The organism is Nostoc sp. MS1 (genome assembly GCF_019976755.1).
Classification (GTDB): domain Bacteria; phylum Cyanobacteriota; class Cyanobacteriia; order Cyanobacteriales; family Nostocaceae; genus Trichormus.
The window spans coordinates 36,308-56,282 of sequence record NZ_AP023443.1 but is presented as its reverse complement, the minus strand read 5'-3'; the positions used below and the strand labels follow the sequence as shown (position 1 = coordinate 56,282).

At 41.4% G+C, this 19,975-nt stretch carries 20 protein-coding genes and 1 pseudogene; 15 read left to right on the top strand and 6 right to left on the bottom strand.

Features of this window, described 5'->3' with window-relative positions; translation table 11 throughout:
* Positions 1–45 precede the first annotated feature (45 nt).
* Together NSMS1_RS35395 and NSMS1_RS35390 are read right to left on the bottom strand one after the other, a co-directional pair.
* Complete coding sequence (locus NSMS1_RS35395; RefSeq protein ID WP_317986627.1) at positions 46–495, bottom strand: hypothetical protein; 450 nt, start codon at positions 493–495, stop codon at positions 46–48.
* Positions 446–823 (bottom strand): hypothetical protein, encoded by a 378-nt coding sequence (locus NSMS1_RS35390; protein WP_317986626.1) that lies wholly within the window; start codon positions 821–823, stop codon positions 446–448. The genes NSMS1_RS35395 and NSMS1_RS35390 overlap by 50 nt, the downstream gene beginning before the upstream one ends.
* Before the next feature lie 374 nt (positions 824–1,197).
* Here NSMS1_RS35390 and NSMS1_RS32635 point away from each other — a divergent pair.
* A pseudogene (locus tag NSMS1_RS32635) lies at positions 1,198–2,595 on the top strand (ISLre2 family transposase).
* Positions 2,596–2,783: 188 nt separating this feature from the next.
* Here the strand turns inward: NSMS1_RS32635 and NSMS1_RS32630 are convergent.
* Positions 2,784–3,593, bottom strand: a complete 810-nt coding sequence (locus tag NSMS1_RS32630) for a hypothetical protein (RefSeq protein ID WP_224095888.1) — start codon at positions 3,591–3,593, stop codon at positions 2,784–2,786.
* A 22-nt stretch (positions 3,594–3,615) separates the two neighbouring features.
* Between NSMS1_RS32630 and NSMS1_RS32625 the strand changes: the two genes are divergently transcribed.
* Positions 3,616–3,792 (top strand): hypothetical protein, encoded by a 177-nt coding sequence (locus NSMS1_RS32625; protein WP_224095500.1) that lies wholly within the window; start codon positions 3,616–3,618, stop codon positions 3,790–3,792.
* Here the strand turns inward: NSMS1_RS32625 and NSMS1_RS32620 are convergent.
* Positions 3,772–4,140, bottom strand: a complete 369-nt coding sequence (locus tag NSMS1_RS32620; RefSeq protein WP_224095501.1) for a helix-turn-helix domain-containing protein — start codon at positions 4,138–4,140, stop codon at positions 3,772–3,774. The genes NSMS1_RS32625 and NSMS1_RS32620 overlap by 21 nt on opposite strands.
* 319 nt (positions 4,141–4,459) lie before the next feature.
* On the opposite strand from NSMS1_RS32620, the gene NSMS1_RS32615 reads away from it, so the two are divergent.
* From NSMS1_RS32615 to NSMS1_RS32560, 12 genes are all read left to right on the top strand, one after another.
* Positions 4,460–4,606 carry a hypothetical protein gene (locus NSMS1_RS32615; RefSeq protein WP_224095502.1) on the top strand — a complete coding sequence of 49 codons (147 nt, stop codon included), beginning with the start codon at positions 4,460–4,462 and terminating at the stop codon, positions 4,604–4,606.
* The gene (locus NSMS1_RS32610) at positions 4,587–5,483 is read left to right on the top strand and encodes a hypothetical protein (RefSeq protein WP_224095503.1); all 897 of its coding nucleotides are present in this window, start codon (positions 4,587–4,589) and stop codon (positions 5,481–5,483) included. Before NSMS1_RS32615 ends, NSMS1_RS32610 begins: the two co-directional genes overlap by 20 nt.
* A gap of 143 nt (positions 5,484–5,626) precedes the next feature.
* The gene (locus tag NSMS1_RS32605) at positions 5,627–5,950 is read left to right on the top strand and encodes a hypothetical protein (RefSeq protein ID WP_224095504.1); all 324 of its coding nucleotides are present in this window, start codon (positions 5,627–5,629) and stop codon (positions 5,948–5,950) included.
* Entirely contained in the window at positions 5,943–6,140 is a 198-nt protein-coding gene (locus NSMS1_RS32600) for a hypothetical protein (RefSeq protein ID WP_224095505.1), read from the top strand. The genes NSMS1_RS32605 and NSMS1_RS32600 overlap by 8 nt, the downstream gene beginning before the upstream one ends.
* A gap of 92 nt (positions 6,141–6,232) precedes the next feature.
* Positions 6,233–6,436: a hypothetical protein gene (locus NSMS1_RS32595; RefSeq protein ID WP_224095506.1), complete on the top strand. Its 204-nt coding sequence runs from the start codon at positions 6,233–6,235 to the stop codon at positions 6,434–6,436.
* Between the two features lie 271 nt (positions 6,437–6,707).
* On the top strand, positions 6,708–7,391 hold the full coding sequence (locus NSMS1_RS32590; protein WP_224095887.1) for a hypothetical protein: 684 nt from the start codon (positions 6,708–6,710) through the stop codon (positions 7,389–7,391).
* A 70-nt stretch (positions 7,392–7,461) separates the two neighbouring features.
* Positions 7,462–7,677, top strand: coding sequence for a hypothetical protein (locus tag NSMS1_RS32585; protein ID WP_224095886.1), 216 nt, complete (start codon positions 7,462–7,464; stop codon positions 7,675–7,677).
* The gene (locus tag NSMS1_RS32580; RefSeq protein WP_224095885.1) at positions 7,674–7,928 is read left to right on the top strand and encodes a hypothetical protein; all 255 of its coding nucleotides are present in this window, start codon (positions 7,674–7,676) and stop codon (positions 7,926–7,928) included. Before NSMS1_RS32585 ends, NSMS1_RS32580 begins: the two co-directional genes overlap by 4 nt.
* Positions 7,929–8,384 carry a DUF1392 family protein gene (locus NSMS1_RS32575; protein WP_224095884.1) on the top strand — a complete coding sequence of 152 codons (456 nt, stop codon included), beginning with the start codon at positions 7,929–7,931 and terminating at the stop codon, positions 8,382–8,384. It abuts the gene before it with no gap.
* A gap of 57 nt (positions 8,385–8,441) precedes the next feature.
* On the top strand, positions 8,442–9,338 hold the full coding sequence (locus tag NSMS1_RS32570) for a hypothetical protein (protein WP_224095883.1): 897 nt from the start codon (positions 8,442–8,444) through the stop codon (positions 9,336–9,338).
* Between the two features lie 669 nt (positions 9,339–10,007).
* The gene (locus NSMS1_RS32565) at positions 10,008–13,241 is read left to right on the top strand and encodes a plasmid replication protein, CyRepA1 family (protein WP_224095882.1); all 3,234 of its coding nucleotides are present in this window, start codon (positions 10,008–10,010) and stop codon (positions 13,239–13,241) included.
* Between the two features lie 845 nt (positions 13,242–14,086).
* Entirely contained in the window at positions 14,087–16,096 is a 2,010-nt protein-coding gene (locus tag NSMS1_RS32560) for a calcium-binding protein (RefSeq protein WP_224095881.1), read from the top strand.
* Positions 16,097–16,476: 380 nt separating this feature from the next.
* On the opposite strand, the gene NSMS1_RS32555 is transcribed toward NSMS1_RS32560, so the two are convergent.
* Positions 16,477–17,919 carry a hypothetical protein gene (locus tag NSMS1_RS32555; protein WP_224095880.1) on the bottom strand — a complete coding sequence of 481 codons (1,443 nt, stop codon included), beginning with the start codon at positions 17,917–17,919 and terminating at the stop codon, positions 16,477–16,479.
* Positions 17,920–18,438: 519 nt separating this feature from the next.
* Here NSMS1_RS32555 and NSMS1_RS32550 point away from each other — a divergent pair.
* On the top strand, positions 18,439–18,906 hold the full coding sequence (locus NSMS1_RS32550) for a hypothetical protein (protein ID WP_224095879.1): 468 nt from the start codon (positions 18,439–18,441) through the stop codon (positions 18,904–18,906).
* Between the two features lie 85 nt (positions 18,907–18,991).
* Here NSMS1_RS32550 and NSMS1_RS32545 read toward each other — a convergent pair whose 3' ends face one another.
* Positions 18,992–19,846: a uroporphyrinogen-III synthase gene (locus NSMS1_RS32545; protein ID WP_224095878.1), complete on the bottom strand. Its 855-nt coding sequence runs from the start codon at positions 19,844–19,846 to the stop codon at positions 18,992–18,994.
* Between the last annotated feature and the right edge of the window lie 129 nt (positions 19,847–19,975).

Here is a 19,975-nt window from a genome sequence, read left to right as displayed (position 1 = left end):
ACTTCAGCCATGCCGCATTCGGTTGTTTGGGTTATCTAGTAATCGCTAGTCCGACAACAGCCGTAACTCGTCCTTGGAATGTCGGAATGATTTTTCAGTTCGCTCTTTCCAGTGATCCCACGCCACCCAGACATCAGTACCCAAGTCTTGAATAACTTCACCTCTGGCGTTGTATAAAGCGAAGTACGGGTCATTGTGGGCAACGATGGAACCCACAGTTATAGTTTTGGGTTGTGCAGCTTTCTCTAATTCGGTGATTAGTTGTACCTCTTGTGGGGTTAACTGGGCTAAGTAATCTTCTTCAATCACCTCGTACTCTTGCGCCACACTCAAATAGTCTTGCCAAGTACACCCAGGCTTGGACAGCACTGCCTGAATATCACTCACCGCTTGGGGCAATAGTTGCAGTTGCTCGGCTCGATATGCGATCGCCTGTGGGGTCGGTTCACTCCCCAGTATTAACGCCGCAGCTTGCAAGGCTTGGGTATTGTTCATAGCACTGGCCCAAATTCCCCAAAGCAATACCCATCAGGCGTAAGCACTCTTGGGCATTCTCCTTTGGTGGTTCTTGGGCAAGCGATCGCAAGTCAAGTGTTTTCTCTAGAGCTTCCTTAACTTCTTTGTTTAATGCCTTAGCCGCTTGCTTGGTCAGAGTATTCCCCCATTGCTGGGTGGGACGTTCTGTAAGCGCGTTCTCTAGCTCCTCAATACGCTGCTTTAACTGCTGGTTCTCGTATTCCAACTGTCTCAGTGCTTCCATCTCATCCAAGCGTTGTTGTAACTGGATGTTTTGCACCTTCTGTTGCTGAAATAGTAGTTGCAATGATTGGATTTGTTCTTTTACCTGTTCTTCGGCTCTAGCATTGGCTTCGGAGAGTAACCCAATCCTTAACTGGGAGCAACGCGATTTGGTGAGGTGGGATCAAAAACCAGCGATCGCTAACAACTTTCTTCAGTACTAAAAATATTTCTTATATTAGAAGCCGTATTAATACGTAAGCTATCAACCAATTTCAAGTCTGGTGATGTGTGCAAAAATTTATAAAGGTCAAAAACAAGGTAGGATTCCGGTTAAGTAATCTTTCCAGAGTTTTAACGTCTACCTTTTATGGCAAAAATATAAGTGCAACTCTTGATTTAAACAAGTCAGTTAAAAGTTTTCACTTACAGGTCACAAAACTTTTAGAATTTACAAATATCACAGAGTGGGATGGAAAAAAGCTGAGAGAACGAGAAAAAGAAATTAGAGAACAGGCAATGATTTTAGCAGGTCAATGTATAGCTGTTTTATTATATAATCTTTCCGTATCCCCAAAAATCCTAAACTATTCTGTTAGTCAAACACAGGGATGGAGAAATTTAAATACACAAAAACATGGTTCTAAAAAGCGAAAAATAGTAACAATTGGAAACGTCGAAGTAACTTTAACTTTACCTTATGTACTTGAACGGAATCCCACAAGTAAAGAATCTGATAATCCTCTGCTCAATGAGCCAAAAATAAAAACTTCAAATCAAGGATTTTGTCCGTTTTAAAGTGGCTAGGGATGTCTGAAGGTATTACCCCTCTAGTCTGGTCAATAATCGCAAAATATGGTGCGATCGCTAGTTCTTTCGATGCAGCACGTTCGACGCTAACGGATTGGGGAATAAATGTTAGTTTAAAACGAATCGAACGCCTGACTTACCTTTTTGGTGAAATTGGTATTAATCTACGCCAATCAAAAATATTAAATCTGGAGATGAACCACTTATCTAATAGTAATGTTCTCAAAAGGCCAACGAGTTGTAATCGCTGTAGATGGTGGAAGAACTAAAATTAGGTTTAATAAAAAGGTAGACGCAGTAAGAAAACAAACCGTCATGGCTTTGTTGGTGAATGGATGGAGCCAAAGTTACTAACAATTTATGTAGTAAATGAAGAAGGTAAAAAATTAGGACATCGACAATACCTATTACGAATGATGGCACATATTCAGGTTATAAAGAATTCCTCAAAATTTTAGAGATGTATTTAGTAAATTTGGGTATAAGTGAAGCCAAGCAGGTGTTATTGATTGCTGATGGTGCAGAGTGGATATGGATACACATTCCTCTTTTACTAAAAAATTAAAATGCCCACTTGAAACTTATCAATTATTAGACTTTTATCACGCAGCATCACATTTACAAGATTTTGCTGATGCCGCTTTTAGTACAGATAATGAGCGTCAATCCTGGTTTAAAAAATCTCGGAAAATTTTAAAGAAAGGTCAGGCACTAGATTTAATGAGAAATATGGGTGAATTTATTTCCGAGGCAACAGGAGAGCGCTGTAAAATTATGGTAAGAGAGCGAAATTATATTTTAAAAGCGTATAGAAGGAGGCTTTTAAAATATAACGAAGTTGCAGCTCGAAAATTACCTCTCGGTAGTGGTGCAGTTGAAAGTTTAATTCGTCAAGTTGTTAATTTACGCATGAAAGGAAACAGTAAGTTTTGGTTACAAAATAATGCAGAAATTATGTTACATCTGCGTTGTCAATGGATAGCTAAAAGTTGGGATAATTTTTGTGATTCTATCTTTAATTCTTTTATCAAACCCCAAACTGGTTGATAAATTTTATACTTTAATTCTGCCTTCAATTTATTTTCTGCCGTAATTGATACTAAGTATCAAAGACTTGTTGCAGAGATTTTTGGAAATAATCCTCAAATGACTTGCTAGCAATCTTTTGAGATATCTCATCAAGATGATTTTTCGTGTAAATCAATATTTTATTTGTAAATAAAATCACTATTAAATTAAGTATGATTTTTAGCGATCGCTTGATTTTGATCCGACTTCACAAAATCGCGTTGCTCCCTCCTTAACTCCTGTTCTAGCCGTTCCAATTCTTGCTGGTGTTGCTGCTTCAATGCGGCGATCGCTTCGGCATATTCTGGAGGATAAGCCCTTTCACTACTAAATGACTCAATTACGTCATTACTCAAGTTAGTCAAATCATCATTGTTTACTAACAACTTCTCACCATCGGCAAAGGTGACAATCTGCTGGCTTGGGTTCGGTGCGTCCGCTTCAATGCTTCCTCCATCTCCATATCTGGGGTGAGAGGGTGACGTTACTTTGACCCTATTGGATTTAGGAACCACTGCTTCCTGAGATGGGGCTTTTATGCGTGGGCGTGGTTGGCGAGGAAGGACTTTGTTAGCCGCAGCCGCAAAATCCGATTCACTAGGGGAAGAGTTTTCTTGCACTGCGATCGCTACAGCTTCCCTTAGTTTTTCTGGTTCATTGACTAAACGCAGCAAAGGACGGGCTTGGCGTTCATTCTTGATGTGCTGCCCTAACTCGCCAACCGTATCGATTACTTTCTTCGCCCCTAGCAGTTGGTTAATTCGCCGGAAGCCTCCCCAGTCCGATAGTTCATGCTGGCAGTATTCTTTAAAACTGGTGTACCCGGCTTCAAGGTACATCTGTTTATCTCGCATCTGCAATATTTCCTCAACAGCTTGCGACTCAAAGCGGTCAATGGAAGTAAACGTTTCTTTGATGCTGTCATTGAGAATACTGTAGCGAGGTGCTGATATTTCTTCGCGGTCTAGTGTCAGCATATGTATTGCCCACTATTGGTAAATGCACGAAAACAGTCACGGACGCATAACCAAAGTGAACATTGATGCTGATCTGGTGGTTTACACCTTAAATGTGTCAGCATTATATGTAGCTCACTTTGTGGTTAACGGATTGAGCAGGCGATCGCATTGCTTTGGTCGGCGGCGATCGCTTCTACTAAGCCGCAGACGAAGTTAAAGAATCTTCTACTTGAGCTTGAGAATTAGTTTGACGAGATTTTCTTTGTTGAGTAGATGCTCTGGCTCCTTTGATTTCATGAGTCTCATCAACCACAGGGTTAGGGCCACGAACATAAGTAATTAAATCAGTTGGAGTAATTTCTCCTTCTAAATCCTGTGCAAGTCTGTTTAAGGCTTCACAGAGGTTATTTAAGATTTCTCCATCTAACCGAGGCATAGTTCGAGCATTACGTAGGTTAGAAACGGAATTAGCACTGACACCCATTTGATCGGCAAGGTCACGGGCTTTAATGTTATGCCTTGCCATGACTTCTTTTAATCTCCACTTAATCAAGGCTTGATTCATAATTCTACACTTTAAGCTTACTTCTATCCCTACTGTACCACAAATAATATATATTTAGACTGGATAAATACAGTACAGATTTTAATAAATCCAGTTTTAGGCTTGATAAATCCAGTATTATGCTTTATATTAATAAGTAAGGACAGCAAAAAGCAAACTGCATCTGTTCTAACTACGTGAAAGTTTGGGTCTACAGAACCTTGGAAACTAAATAGCTTCAAGACATCACTCAGCACAAGTAAATCAATAATCAACTTCTGCAACCATAGATTTTTGTCTTGCTAATACTCAAGTGCTACTGCTGGCTTTGACTTTCTTTATGGCTACGCCAAATCAGTATGAGTGCGTTGTGGCTCCCCCACAACGTTGTCCGAAAAAAACAAAGGCGATCGCTCGGCCTGGAAAACTTTGCGATCGCCTTCTACCCTTTAGTAAGGATCTTCATTATGGCTTATACCGCACATAGACAGCAACCCGTCAGCGAACAAACCCTAGCCCAAGCTGAACTACAGCAGTACATCAACCAGCAAGCGCAAGCTATAGCACCGGAAGAACTGACCACGGTAGAAATCCACTCCCATCACTTTGAAATCTTTGCTGGTAAACAACTCATCGCATATATCACCTACGACCATAGCGACTTCATCACCCAACGATGGGTAGTCATGGTGCAAGGGAACGAGATTTTCCGCCACAACACCATTGCCCATTGCCTGCGTTACGTTGAATGGCATCATAAGGATGGCTCACTCCCAGCCCCACTACCTGCACCAATCGAATATCCTGAAGTTCCCACCATTGCAGAAATCTCCTTCTACGACCAAGAAGTAATCGTTGATGGTCAACTTATTGCCAGCGTTGAGTTAGATAATGACAACCATGCAGATTTGTACTGGCGAGTCCTGGTTAATAACGTTGAGATTTATCGAAACATCACCCCTGCCAGATGCCACAGCTACGTTAAACAAGCTTATCAGCAAGGTATGTTACCAGTGCAGACACAAGAAGAACCATGCACGACTGGTAATGAAATCATGGCTGAGATTGCCCAAGCTTGTGAACAGTGCGGGTTAGAACTTCTCGATGATGGGATTTATACCCGTGATGGTGAGAAATTGGGCGAAGTCGGCTTTACTGATGGCAACTGGTGGGTCATCCGGGCTTCTTCAGTTGGGCAGCAGAAGGCGGCGTGTGAGTCGGTGATCGCTCTTGTGCGCTCACTGTTGCAAGTTGAGGTTGTCGATTGGGATGAACTTTTGGATAAGGCTTTTGACGAGCTAACGGCTGACGAGTGGTTACTGATGATGGAATCTGAGCCAGTACAGGAATTAGTAGCGGCTTAGTTTAGGGAAATAGTGGGCATCACTGCCCACTACTATCTTTTGATGAAAGAACTTATTGCCCTAAATAATAATCACCAGCAATTGGGGCAACCTCAGTAATTCTGTCCTAATTGCTCCCCAACCCTTCAACCATCAGCATATTTATGCAACCGACAATATCAATTCCCAAGGATTGGGATTATCCCCGTTTTGTTTTTGGTCAACGCACTCAACAAGGCGTAATTCTGAGCTTGGAATACTATCCTGTCAATACCCAATTAGCCTATGAGTACGGTCATGGCTGGCGTTATGGGTTAATGCGGGATAAACATTGCCAAGAAATATCGCATTATCAAGAATCGCAACTTAAGACACTTTCAACTCAAGAATTACTTACACAAATCACAACAGAACTCGAACAACACCAAACGCAAATCATGATTCTGCAACAGCAATTAGCAGCAATAACAGGAGGCAGTAATGGCTAGACCAAAGAAGAACGGTAATGATTTGACTGCTGCAAATTTATTACATTCCTTGCGCTGTCGTGGCGGATCTGCACCTTTGCATACTCTGGGCTTCTCTACAGGAGTTATCCAATATTTGTTAGATAAAAACCTCGTGAAAGTCCAGAATACTGGCTGTGGTTTTCTGCTGCAAATTATTGACCAAACGTAAGGAGTATTCAGGAGCCAAAGCAATTAAAACCATCAACTTTTTGGTTCCTGACTTTTGATTATCAACAAAAACAAGTTTTAGGAGATAGTGTCATGAGCAAAGGTGAAGTCAAGCTAATTGATTTAATCGGTGTCACTCAATACTTACTATCCCAAATTGAGAAACATCCAGATTTTCTCAAGTTGGAATATTATCCAGACTTAACCATTGGTGATGCTCAAACTGCACTGTCATATATCAAAGATGAGCTAGAGAGCAATCAACAGTTATCTGCTGCATCAAAGGAAACAAATTAGGAAAAAGCGTAGACGCAAAGCGGCTTGTCGTAGACATCGCCTGAGTGAGTGCTATTTTCCAGGCGATTGCCAATCTATATAAGTAGCATCTTCCGCAGGATTTTTATTATTGCACGCTGCAAAAAGCTTTGAGGTTAAGAATGAATAACGAAATTAAGTTAGGGTTTTGTAACCCTCCCGAACCAATTTACTTATACGTAAAAATGGGGAATTAAACGGTGAATCTTATCTGTGGTATTTCCACGACATTGATAGAGATAAAACAACACCTGTGCATCAAAAGGGTTTAACAGGTTACTTATCAGAACTGAGAATCACTGCAAAAGAGTTTAAGGGCAAGGGCAACATCAAGTTAGATATTGTCATTGCTGCTGATGAAGTTTACATCATTCGCACTGGCATAGAAACCAACTTTGCGAAGACATTTTTACTCGCAGCATCTCAAGTTTACGACTTTTCTAAACCTCTGATTATTGCTGCTACAGCCGGAGACGAGAACGTCGTGTTCTGTCGATTATATGATGCAGCTACCAAAGTCAGGATTCGTCGTGAATGGAATCCTAATGCTGACTGGGCATCACTCATTGCTGATATACAATCACGGCTTGGGGGTGCATCTTCATCTGTTGGGTTAACACCAGAACAGCCCCCGCATCCTCAAGATTTGCGGGTGAAATATATTCGCACTTTGTTAGATTATCCGCTTGATTTAGTCAAGGAGTATTTGCAGTTTCAAGATGCGACTAGCCCCAGTCAATTACCTGTTGGTAAAGTGGATGCTCTCGTCAAAAATATGTGTCTCGCCTGGGCTGCTAATTACATTGAACATCCTAATCAAGCTGAAACTTCATATCAACAGCAGGTGGTTGATTTGGTTGCTAATGGAGATGATGAGTTAACAGCGATTAATCAATGGATGCAGCAGGTGCAAGGGGCTAAGACTGGATCTGCTTAGGGATATTTATAGGAGTCATAAATCAACACTGTTATGGCTCCTATGCACATTATTTACACACTATTCAACCATGAAAGTCATCGTTACTGTAGTCGAGAAAATTACGAGTGAAGCTCACATTGATATCCCTGATGGATTAACCCAAGAAGCAATAAAGCAGGAAATAGTCACTAGGTACAACAGTGGTCAAATGCAGACTGACTTCAATATTGCTCAAGTCGATTTTATATCCATCAGCGCACAGATTTTAACAACTGAATCCAAAGAATCTGGGGCTGGCGTATGACTAAGAATTGTACTCACTCAGATAACTGCAACTACCACCAAATCGCCAGTATTCTCTCACTGAATTTATCTACTGTTCGCCTTTGGATAAACCGGGGCTGGCTTAAGGCAAACAAGCGTTGTCCAAAATATTACGAAATTGGCATAGGACATCTCAAAGAGTTTCTAGAAAATCCACCACATCAAATCAGAAAACGCATTGCCAGTCTGGATACAGCAGCTATTGATTATCTTTTGAAGGGGAAAGTGTAAATGGAAGCAATCACTGAGCTAGAAAAATGCTGGTATTTATCTCCACCTTGGGGTCAAGAAATTCCTCCAGTTGAAGTGAACTTGTGGGAGCGAGTTTATCTTAAGGCTTCACGGACATTTGGTTATTGCAGTGGACTGGGGTGGAGCAAAGGCGAGTGGGTTTATTTTATCGACCTTGAAGACGAGGTTGTACACGCTACCAAACACGAGATTGTTCCTACTGGACGTATGGAACCTAGCACAGTGAAGAAGCCAGCTTTTGTTATCGGCGATCGCGTCATGCTAGTAGGTCACGCGCCGGTGACAAAGCAGCGCTTGGTTTTGGGTGTGCAGCTTGTGGATAGGGGCTGGTTCTATGTCGTGGAGTGGCAGTCGCCAATGCTTGTACCTACTATCTCTATGTTCAATAGGTCTTCTTTGGTCAGGGAAGAAGATTTAGTGCGGGTGAAAGTTTAACTTTCTTAACCAAGCTCAACAGATTTTGAATTATCCCTCCATCACACAACTAAATTTATGTCACAAATAGAAGTCGCTCAAATTATTGAACAGATAAAACAAGAGATTGAAGTTGACGCAGATGGTCGGGGTAAAGCCAGTATGAAAGCTACTGCACGATTAGCTGGAGTTAGTGACAAGGCTATCGGTAAAGCATTAGAAAGCGCGAACCTAGAACCATCTAAATTAGCTCTAATGCTTATGGAGCAAGGGTTCGATGCCGCGAACCTAAATTCTTGGCGTACTAATGGTATTCCTGATATAGCGATCGCTATTATCCTCGATTATTACGGTTATGAAGCCGGGCGTTACTGCACTGCTCAAGCAAAGTTAATTTGCCGAGCATTCAAAACCATCGGTGTCCGCGCCTGGATGCAGGATATCACGGGCTGGACAACAACACCCACCCAACAGCCAGAACAACCGCCTGTTCCTGCCCTGCCTCCTGTAGAACAACGCTTACATACTTTGGTTGAGGCGATGAAGACTTTAGCTGACCTCACCGGGGGAAAACTCAACCCATACATTGAGCAGCATTTCAAAGACTTCGCCGCTAACCTCTTAGCTGAACATAACAGAGCAGCCCTGTCAGCCTCTCCTGAAAAATGGATGGGTGTTGTGAACTTTGCAGAAATCGAGCTTGGCAAGAAAGTACCTCTGTCCGGCTCCCATTATCGGGGTCATTTAGGTACATGGGTTCGCACATTTTACCCACAGTTAGGCGACCGCCAGGAATATCGGTTGGTCAACGGAGTTCAGCAATCAGTTTACATCTATGCCTGCCATGATCCAGTTGTGGCTGATGGTTTGACAAAAGCAGTTGAGGAGTTCTTTGCTCACCCGAACCCTACTGCGGCACTACGGCAGGCTGGCGCTTTCTCTAACAAAAAACGGATGAAGCTGGTCAAACAGTAAAAAGCAACCGCACAAGAATCGGCGATCGCCAGAGAAGGAAAACTAGGTTTTTATATTTTTCACCCAGTGCTAGCAAAATCCCGCATCGTTTACATAATTTTCAACAATCTCACCAAATACGCCCGTTGCAATGACCCAAACTCAGGAGAAACATACTATGCAACAACTCAACTTATTTCCTGAATCAGTCCCTACATTACCTGTCAGTTACTACCCAGACTTTTTGACCTTGATCCTCGTATCAATCTTACCTTTTACCCCCAACGTGTGGATGAAAGGGAAGACCCAAAAATCCTAAAACAAGGTTTACTGCATCAGCCTAATGATAGACATTTATCAAGTTGTATGAGGGTTAATTGCTTTGTCAAGTAAAAACTGTAATTTCTCAAACCTTTATCTCACAATACTTTCTAGCTTTAACACCCTAATTTGTGAGAATACTTGCCTTTAGTTAGATTGTTCATATCTGCGCTACAGGTTAGATTAACTCGAAATGTTAGTACATGGGTACTGTTAAAGATTTAGCTCTCATTCGTACAACTTCGATATTCATCACACACTTTAGAACTGCTGATTTAACGCTTTTCTCAATCTACTGACTGTTTTTTGAACTTTCTTAAGCGGTATGGCTTTATACCGCTTAGTTTCCTATGCAATTACGGAGGAACTATGCACGCGAACGCAACTAATCTCGAACCACATCATCTGCAAGAATGGCTTGACAGTGGCGTTGACGAAGAACTGATTTTGCTGAATGTGCGATCACTATCTGGTACTACACCATACGAATACCTGCTCTACAGCGATAAAATCTCCCGCCGTAACGATGGACGACTCCGAGACGGGGACTTGAGGAAATACCAGCACATCGAAAAGGGCGGCTGGTGGTGTAGTGGCATTGATCCACTGAGCCATTATGAACAAATGCTCTGGGGTTGCTTTAAACCCGACAAGCCCCGCCGAGATACCCAGAAGTTCCACAAGTTCATCAAATACGAGCATCCTTATAGAGAACAGATCCGAGCTTTCTTCTTGAACGTCACAAAGAAGATTTGGGCTAGAGTCTCCAATCGTTCTGGTATCCCCATCACTGATGAAGATTTGATGCACCCTTGGGGGTTCTGGCATTGGGTTTGGAAGAACAATGTACCAGTCGTTATCGTAGAGGGAGCCAAAAAAGCTGCTTGTTTATTATCAGCAGGCTACGCGGCGATCGCCATTCCTGGGGTCAACGCTGGCTATCGCACATTGCAAGATGAGTACGGCAACATCATCGGTAAACCATCGTTAATCCCAGAACTGAAGCATTTTGCTACACAGGGGAGACAGGTTAACATCTGCTTTGACCACGACACCAAGCCCGAAACAGTCCAACGAGTGCGAACCGCAATCAGCCGCATGGGTCGGTTGTTTGTGAATGAAGGCTGTGAACTGCGAGTTATTGACCTTCCAGGGCCAGACAAAGGCGTTGATGATTTTGTCGCCGCGCAAGGTCAAGCGGCATTTCATGCACTTTATAATACAGCCGAAGCTTTAAGTCTATGGGAAATCAAATTATTCACATTGTTAACCTATCCTCCAGCGATCGCAATGAACCAACGGTTCTTAGGTGGGCTGATTGCTCCCGTAGGCGAAAAGCTCATCGTCCTCAAAGCACCAAAGGGAACTGGTAAAACCGAATGGTTAACTCATGAGGTGGCTAAAGCTCATGAGCAGGGACGGCGGGTACTCATCATCACTCACCGCATTCAATTGGGTGAGGCTTTGTGCGATCGCTTCGGCGTAGATTACGTCAGCGAAATCTACACATCTGACACTGGGGGTTTACTCGGCTATGGTGTATGTGTAGACTCGTTGCACAAAGATAGTCAAGCCCGATTTGACCCAGAGGACTGGTCTAACGATGTCGTCATTATTGATGAGTGCGACCAAGTGTTCTGGCATTTGCTCAACTCTACTACCGATGTGCAGAAGCGTCGTGTGTCAATTCTCAAGAACCTCAAGCAGCTAGTTCAGAATGTTCTGAGCAGTGAGCTGGGAAAAATCTACTTGTCTTCGGCTGATGTGTCGGATACCGATGTTAAGTATGTTCTTTCTTTGGCAGGAGAATATAATGTAAATCCTTTTGTCATTATCAACAATTACCAGTCGGTGTCTGGCAAATGTTACAACTACTCTGGCAGTAATCCCAAGAATTTGATTGCAGCGTTAGATAAAGCGATTGCCAAAGGGGGACATCATTTATTATGCTGTTCTGCTCAAAAGGCTAAATCAAAGTGGGGGACTCAGGCATTAGAAGAACGGTTCCGCCGCAAATTTCCCCACCTACGCATTTTGCGGATTGATAGCGATTCTGTGCTAGACAAGACGCACCCAGCTTATGGATGTATTTCTCATCTCAACCAGATTCTCACCCAGTACGATTTAGTCATTGCCTCACCTAGTCTAGAAACTGGGGTTTCTATCGATATCAAGGGTCATTTCGATGGAGTTTGGGGGATATTCCAGGGTGTGCAGCCTGTGAACTCTGTTAGACAAATGTTGGCACGGCTGCGAGAAACTGTTGACCGTCATATCTGGGTCAGTCGCTACGGTATGGGTACTGTGGGCAACTCTTCAACTTCTATTGGGGGATTGCTCAGGAGTCAAAACGTTGCGACTCAGGCTAACATTGCGCTATTGTCGGCGGCAGATAATCAGGATTACAGTTTCATTGACCAAAACTTTCAGCCCGAATCTTTACAGACATGGGGTAAAAAAGCCTGCGTCATCAACGTGGAGATGCGGGACTATCGTGAGTCTGTTGTGCGGGGGTTGATAGCAGATGGGTATACGGTGATTGATGCTCTTGACGGTGAGGATAGCGGGGAGATTTTCAAAGAGGTTCAGTCCGCATCTAACCAATTGTATGCCTTGGAACGTCAGGCGATCGCTGCCAGTGATGACATAACTGATGCTCAACTCAAGAAGTTGCAAAACCAACGCTCGAAAACTCCAGCCGAAAGCCATCAGCAGCGTAAGGCTGAATTGTCCCGGCGTTATGAGGTTGAGGTAACACCCGATTTGGTGGAGAAAGATGATGACGGTTGGTATCCTCAACTGCGACTACACTATTATCTGACACTGGGGCGGGGATTCTTAACGAAACGGGACAGTAAACGAGTTAAGGCACAAGCCGAAACTGGGGAGAATGCGATATGGAAACCTGACTTTAACAAGGGGCAAGTGATGAGTGCTGTTTTGCTGTTGGAAAACTTGAACTTGTTGCAGTTCCTCCAGGCAGATAAGCAGGTGAGGGGTTCTGACGAGGCGATGCAGCAGTTGAAACGGGCGGCAGTGCAAAATCGGCACGTTATCAAGAACTACCTGAATGTGACTATTAGCGAAAAATTGACACCTATAGCCATCGCTCAGAAGTTATTGAACAAGATTGATTTGCGACTGTCTTATGTGGGGCGGTTGGGGCCACGAGGTCATCGGGAGTGTGTGTATAAGTTTGTTGCTCCTGATGATGAGCGTGATGGTATTTTCGGGAGATGGTTTGGTCGGGATGAAGTATTACAGTATGAGTTGGTGTCAGTCACCAATAACATAGATATAACAATACCAGTCGTTGACACATCACCGCTATCCACATTCCCCATTAATCAAGATGAAAGTCATAATTCGGGGGATGTTGCTGGACAAGATAATCCAATTAATTCATGGTGGAAACAAGTCAAATCCTATACTGCATTAGTCATGGAACGCTTTGAGAATGGGGTGGATTGGGTCAAACACTTCCTCACTACCCTCCCCAGTGACGAGCGCTGGGGCGTGATGATGACGTTTAAGGAGCAAGAGCCGCAGATATTTGGGCAGTTGGTGGCATCTGCTCCCGATTGGGTCGAGTGGATGGGGTGAGTGTGGGGGTTTGGGACTAGATCGCACTGGGTGAACTGTTTTGGAATGGGTATTTGGGGCAGTGGCAAGTGTGAATAAAGCCAGTCCAACGGGCTTCCCATTCAGCGTATCTACCCACAACAGCATAATATAAGGCTTATATAAAGCTAAGTTTCGTTTGTACAAAAATGTCTTGAGATTAGTTATAAGATTAACTTATGTATTTTTATTGTAACTCTTTATCACGAAAGTAGGACTGTCTCAATTTGGAGTTGCATTTATATCAAAAAATATACGTTCTGATAAACAACAAAACAAAATTTAACAAACCATCAAACTTTCAATAAGTAAATAAATTAGATTTGATTAAAGTTTAAAACTAAGCTTATAATTTTGTACTATTTATAAGTTTTTATAGAATTTAACTTGTTGAAGATTGGGTAAAGAACTTCACATTTAGTATGAACAATGATAAATATCTATTTGTTGAAGCAACTTAGCTATTCTGTGCTGAAATTATTTTAGCTACCCCTCTTTCATGGCTCTCTTGGTAAAAAACATAAAACTTGCTCAACAATACTTTTAGCTAAAAGAGATAATCACAGGCAGAATATTAGAAAATAAAGCTCCAAACTAATCTTCTAGCCTTTGTTTAAAAGTTGAGTGACATTTTTATTCATCCCAAGTAATGGAATAACGCATAGGAATGGCAGCAAACATTAGCGCAGTGTTGATTGTTTAAGACTTTGAAAAAGCTAGGTTCATACTTACTACTTCGCTAGATTCATTCACTGGGCTCTAATTGGAAAGATTTTCGTTCTCTTGGCAATAATCAACAAACATAAATCAAGATGAGGAATTGATTCATGGCAACTTTTACATTTAACCCAACAATCACCTTTGAAGTAGGAGATGGTTTTTTCTCAGAACCATTTGATGGTCAAGGTGATGCTGACGCAGTGTTTCCAGGTAATTTTGATACTGTAGTTCTCGGTTCAAGTGGAGAAAACAGCGAAAATGCCGAATTCGATATCAGTGGATTTTCTCTTCCTTCTCAAGACATCATTACTAGCGCAACGTTTCAAGTTGTGATTTCCAGCACACAGGTAGGAGGGTTGGGAGTAGGCTTTGGCGAAAACCCAACACTTCTGGGCGTGGCTGGTTACGTAGGTAACGGCTTAGTTAATGCTGCCGATTTTCAGGCTGGAAGTTTAATAGATGCCGTAGATATCTCATCACTTTTTGTTGGTCAAGTACTGACATTTGACATTACTGATTTTGTTCAAAACTTAGTTAGTAATGGTGATTCATTTGTCGGTTTAGCCGTCCGTGCTTTAGACTTTGGAGGTTTGGCGCTTTCTCCTAATCCCAGACTAACAATTACCACAAGTACAGGATTAAATGGGCTAATCCTAGAAGGCACGGATACAGACGACATTCTCAATGGTAGTGCTGACAATGATAGCCTCTCTGGTAATGCAGGAAACGATCTCCTCAATGGTGGTACAGGTAATGATGTCCTCAACGGTGGTGTAGGTAATGATGTCCTCAATGGTGATGCAGGTAATGATGTCCTCAATGGTGATGCAGGTAATGATATCCTGTACGGCTCTGATGGCGATGATATCCTCAGTGGACAAGCCGGTAATAATTACCTCAATGGCGGTGCTGGGATTGATACGATAGTTGAAACTGGAACAGATTTAATTAAATTTACTTTAACCAATAACAAACTTACTACCACAACCATTTTAGGTAACAGCGTAGATAGGTTCTTAAATATTGAACAGGTTCAGCTAAAAGGTGATGATGGGGATAATATCATCGATGCCTCTAGATTCACATTAGGGAACGTCATCCTTGAAGGGGGTGGTGGCAATGATGTTCTCAGAGGTGGTGCTGGTAATGATATTCTGCGTGGTGATTCAGTTGGTTTCAATAATTCTACTCCTGCTGGCAATGATACCTTGTTTGGTGGTGCTGGTAACGATTCACTCAATGGTGGTGGTGGTAATGATGTTCTTAATGGCGGAATAGGTGATGATACCCTCAATGGTGGGACAGGCGATGATACCTTGTTTGGCGGTGCTGGTAATGATTCACTCAATGGCTCAACAGGTAATGATATTCTTGATGGCGGTACGGGTAATAATACTCTGGCGGGAGGTACTGGTAATGATACTTACTACATAAATAGTATTAACGACAACATTATTGAATCGTCTTTTGCAGATACAGACACAGTTATATCTTCCGTGGATTGGCTATTGGGAGATAACCTAGAAAACTTAGTACTCACCGGCAACCGTAGTCTTAATGGCATCGGAAATAGCCTTAACAATACTTTGACTGGTAATAGTGGTGCTAATGTTTTAGCTGGGCGTGATGGTGATGACCAACTATTGGGACTAGCAGGTAAAGACACTCTTAATGGTGGCAACGGCAATGATACTTTAGATGGTGGTGCAGGTAATGACCAGCTTATTGGTGGAGTGGGTGCAGATGTTTTAACTGGTGGTGATGGTCGCGATAGTTTCTTTTTGCGTGTTCCCAACTACGATAGTTACTATCCTTATTATCCCTATTATCCGCCTAGTGATGGCTTTGATACTATCACTGACTTTAATCTTGCTGACGACAAACTGGTGGTTTCCATTGCCGAATTTGGACTAGCTCAACCTTTGGGTGTACTTAACTCCAATATTTTCCAGCTTGGTAGCTCTGCAACAAATGCAAGCGATCGCTTTATCTACGATCAATCCACTGGTAATCTGTTTTTTGATACTGATGGCAGTGGTAGCGCTTACCAAGTTCAGATCACACAGCTTTCAAATCAGGTAGCACTGACTAACACTAATATTGTCCTGATCGCATAGACTGTGCCTTATGTGCCGCATCTCGTTCAAGTGACTCTAGCCGCTTCCGTTGGCTTTGCCCATACTCTAGTACCAAATCAGAACTTAGGCTAGGCATAGAGCTTTAGTCGTTTTTTACAATTACACAAGACTCAAAGTATATAACCTAGAACGGCAAAATAAACTAGAGCAGGTTTGTAATGATTGAAACAGGCGTAAATAAGTAAATCAAAATTCTCAACAACAACGAATTTACTAGGTTTGAATTTTCGCTCTAGTAAGTTTTACCACACTAGTATATAACAAACAGCCTTGAAGAACATATCAACCACAAGGTGTAGTTTTATGTATTATGTGTACTTCTGTCTACAAATAAATCTCCAAGCAATATGTTCCGTCAGCTAACTTTGTGAGGTCAGTAACTTAACATCCCAGGTATAAACACCTTTTTCCCCTGGCACTCTGAAGAATATGCCTGTACGATGACCACGCGACAATTCATTCAGCACACTGGGCTTGACCTCCTTAATTTCTTGGGGGTCTAATTCACCATATAGGGCTTCAATGACTTGAGCGACATTAAACACTTTACCTGGGTTTTGTTGTAGCAAAGTAGTCAGTGCATCAATTATAAATTTCCCCTCAAATTCTCCCATCATCGGTACAGCATTCGCTTTGGACTGCGGAGACGGCTTTTTACTTTTACTATTCTCTTGTTTAGAATAACTAGTTTTCCGGTTCGATTTGAGCAATTTTAAATCTATAGTGTAATAACCCGACTTTCCAGGAACCAAAAACCATCTGCCGTCATTTTTCCCCTGAGTTAGTGTTGATTGAACTCTACCTCTGACTATTTTTTTTATATCTGGCTCTAACTCACCATACAGCGCACGCAACACGAAATCTACATGACAGATATTACCCGGATGTTTTTGTAGTAGCTTTTGGACTGCTTCTATGCGCCTGAGTCCAAAGTATTCCTCCAGCATAGGAATCTCTGTCAAAGAACGCGCTTCGTCCTGAGTTTGCTGTATGTTCTCTTGTTCGCTAGATGTTGATTGTGGCTGTTGATGTTCGCTTTGGGTGGCAGTTGATGAACTGTTGGTTTCTACATTGTCTGTGGCTACCTCCGCCGCATCTTCAGTTTCTAACAACTCGTCCTCAGTTTCTACTATGTTATTGTTTTTGTCTGAGGATAAGCCCTCTTGGGCAACAGTAGCTGATTCATCAATGGCTAACTCTTGGTTATCTTCTTGACTTACAGATGATACATTGGTTTCTATAATGTCTGTGGCTGGCTGTTGTACATCATTCGATTCTTCTTGCTCTCCCTGTGTTGCTAAAATTTCATCCCCTTGATCTAAAAATGAGTCTTCTTGAGTGGGGTTAGATTCTACTGCGGTGGTTTCAGCTTCACTAATAGCATTGTTATTGTTTGAGGATGAGGTTTCTAAAGTGGTATCATCTGGCTGTGGAATCTCTAGCTGGGCATTAGTCTCAACCATCGCTAGAAATAAATGTTCTGTTTTTAGGTTATGAATTGTTTCTAATTTGGTATCGGTTTGGGCTAAGTTAGGCTTAGTTTCTAAAACTGTCTGACTACCGTTTAAAGACTCATTTGTTTTTTCAGTCGCAGTAGACACTTGTGCCAATTGCTCTGATTTTAAGCGATTCATCTGTTCGCTTGACTTTGCTGGCCAGTTTGCTAATAACGCTTCTACATGATTAAGGTTATCGTTCGCTTGTTTGTATAACTTTTCATACTGCTCTACAATCGGCGCGTAATAATCACGTAATGCTAACAGTATGGGGAGAAAGTTTTGCGGCGGAGTCTTTAATTGCATCTACTTATTATTCAAACTGCTTTATCTATTAGCATTTTAGAAAATTTTTGGTCATGTCAACTGATAATGATTGACAATTTTAGCTGCATATGGTTACAACAGTTAGAAAGTTAGTAATGACCCTTGCTTTGGTTAAGGCGATATTACTAGCTATGCTCCCTACTAATGATCCACAATTATATATAAGATTGTGGCATAGACTTTTGCAAGTAGTTTTGTAAAAAGTATAGATAAATAGAAATATTTCTACTCCTAAAGCCACAAACTACCACTTTATCAAAAGTAAGCTGCATTTTATTTCAATTGTTGTGATAATACTTCTGGTGAATAAATTAACGTTTAACTAATAGCAACTTTGCAAATGCTATCTGAGAATTTGTGATAAATATACAAGATAAAAATCTTGATTTAACTTAATTCTAGTCAAGACTTTTGTATAAAATAATATTATATATTCCAATTAGCATGAGTATTAATCGCTTTTAATTAAAAAGTAGAATCTACAAAACAATTAAAATTATGGCTAACAATCATAGTAATTTAGCGTCAAGACTTACTTCAATACTAGGTTTCACTCGCACCTCTCTCAATCAGGATAAGCAATATCTCTATCATTTAGAAAATGCTAGCCTGACACTATATCTAGTTAATTATTTAGCCAACTGTTCTTATATTTCTTCTAGCATTGTCACAGTTATTAATCAAAGAGATGGATGGATAGTTAACACACAAATAAAATCCACTATTGAGCCTCAACAGGAAAAAAATATTCAAGCTGTTTTCAATGAACTAGGAGTAGTTTCTACCCCATCTAAGTTAATAAATTCAGTCCTGATGAAATTGGACTCAGGCGCAACGATTACTGAGGTGATGCGTCACTATCACGTTTCTATAGTTTCTCATGGGGTTCCTCAGTGCGATGATATTGAGGTTTTCCGAACAGATGTTATCAAAGGATTGGGTTACTGTCCACAATACTTAGCTTAATGTAATTCAGTGGCGCAAGCCTTTGTTTGTGCTAACGGGCGATAAAGCTGCTGCTGTTCTGGCTGATTTCTAAATATTTGGGCAATTAGCTTATAGGCTGATTAGCCCAAATATTTTTCGCTTGCTTCCACTGTACAATAGCATCTGTTAAACCATCAAGAGTGTAAGGGTTAGCTTCAACATCAACCCTGTTCAAAATACTTCGGCAAGCCTCTGAGGTAACTGGCCCGATAGATGCAATACAAATATTGTCTAGAACAGATTCGGCATTAATTAATTTAACTGACTCACGGAAGCATCTTACTGTCTTAGGACTGGCAAACGTGACCACATCAATTTTACCTGAAAGAAAAGCCTGGGTAATTAATAGTGGGATTTCAGTTGTACAATTCGATTGATAAGTTGGTACAGCTTGTACTTCTGCACCTAATGAAGTAAGTTCCTCGACAATATTTTCTCGCCCACCTGCCTCTAATTGGGGATAAAGGATTTTAGTGCCTTGAAGATTATCCCGATTGGGAAATGATGCAATTAGAGAATCTGAGACAAAATCTGGTGGGAAAAAATCTACTTTTAAACCATATTCTTGTAGTCGTGCTGCTGTTTTTTGTCCGACTACAGCTATCTTGATGTTCGCAAGTACGTTTGTATTATAACCTAATCTAGTTAATCTTTCCAGAAAGTAATCTATGCCATTCGTTGACGTAAAAATCAACCAATCAAACTGATGTAAGTTAGCGATCGCCTCATCTAGTTTTTCATAACTCGAAGGTGGATAAATACATAAGCAAGACATCGATAATGCCGTGGCACCAACTTGTTCTAATAAACCCACAAATTGGTTTGATTGTTCAGATGCACGGGTGACAACAACTGTAACACCACTCAAAGGTTTTAGTGAAGAATATTTATTAATTGATGAGCTTTTGTGACTGTTCATTTATTTTAATAAACTACGCTAATTTATTTGGAAAATTCCCAGTTCCTGAATTTTAGTCGGTGAGAGAACTTAGTTAAGTTATCAAGTGATCGCAGTCTGTATCAAAACGGCTACTTCCTTTCTAATTCT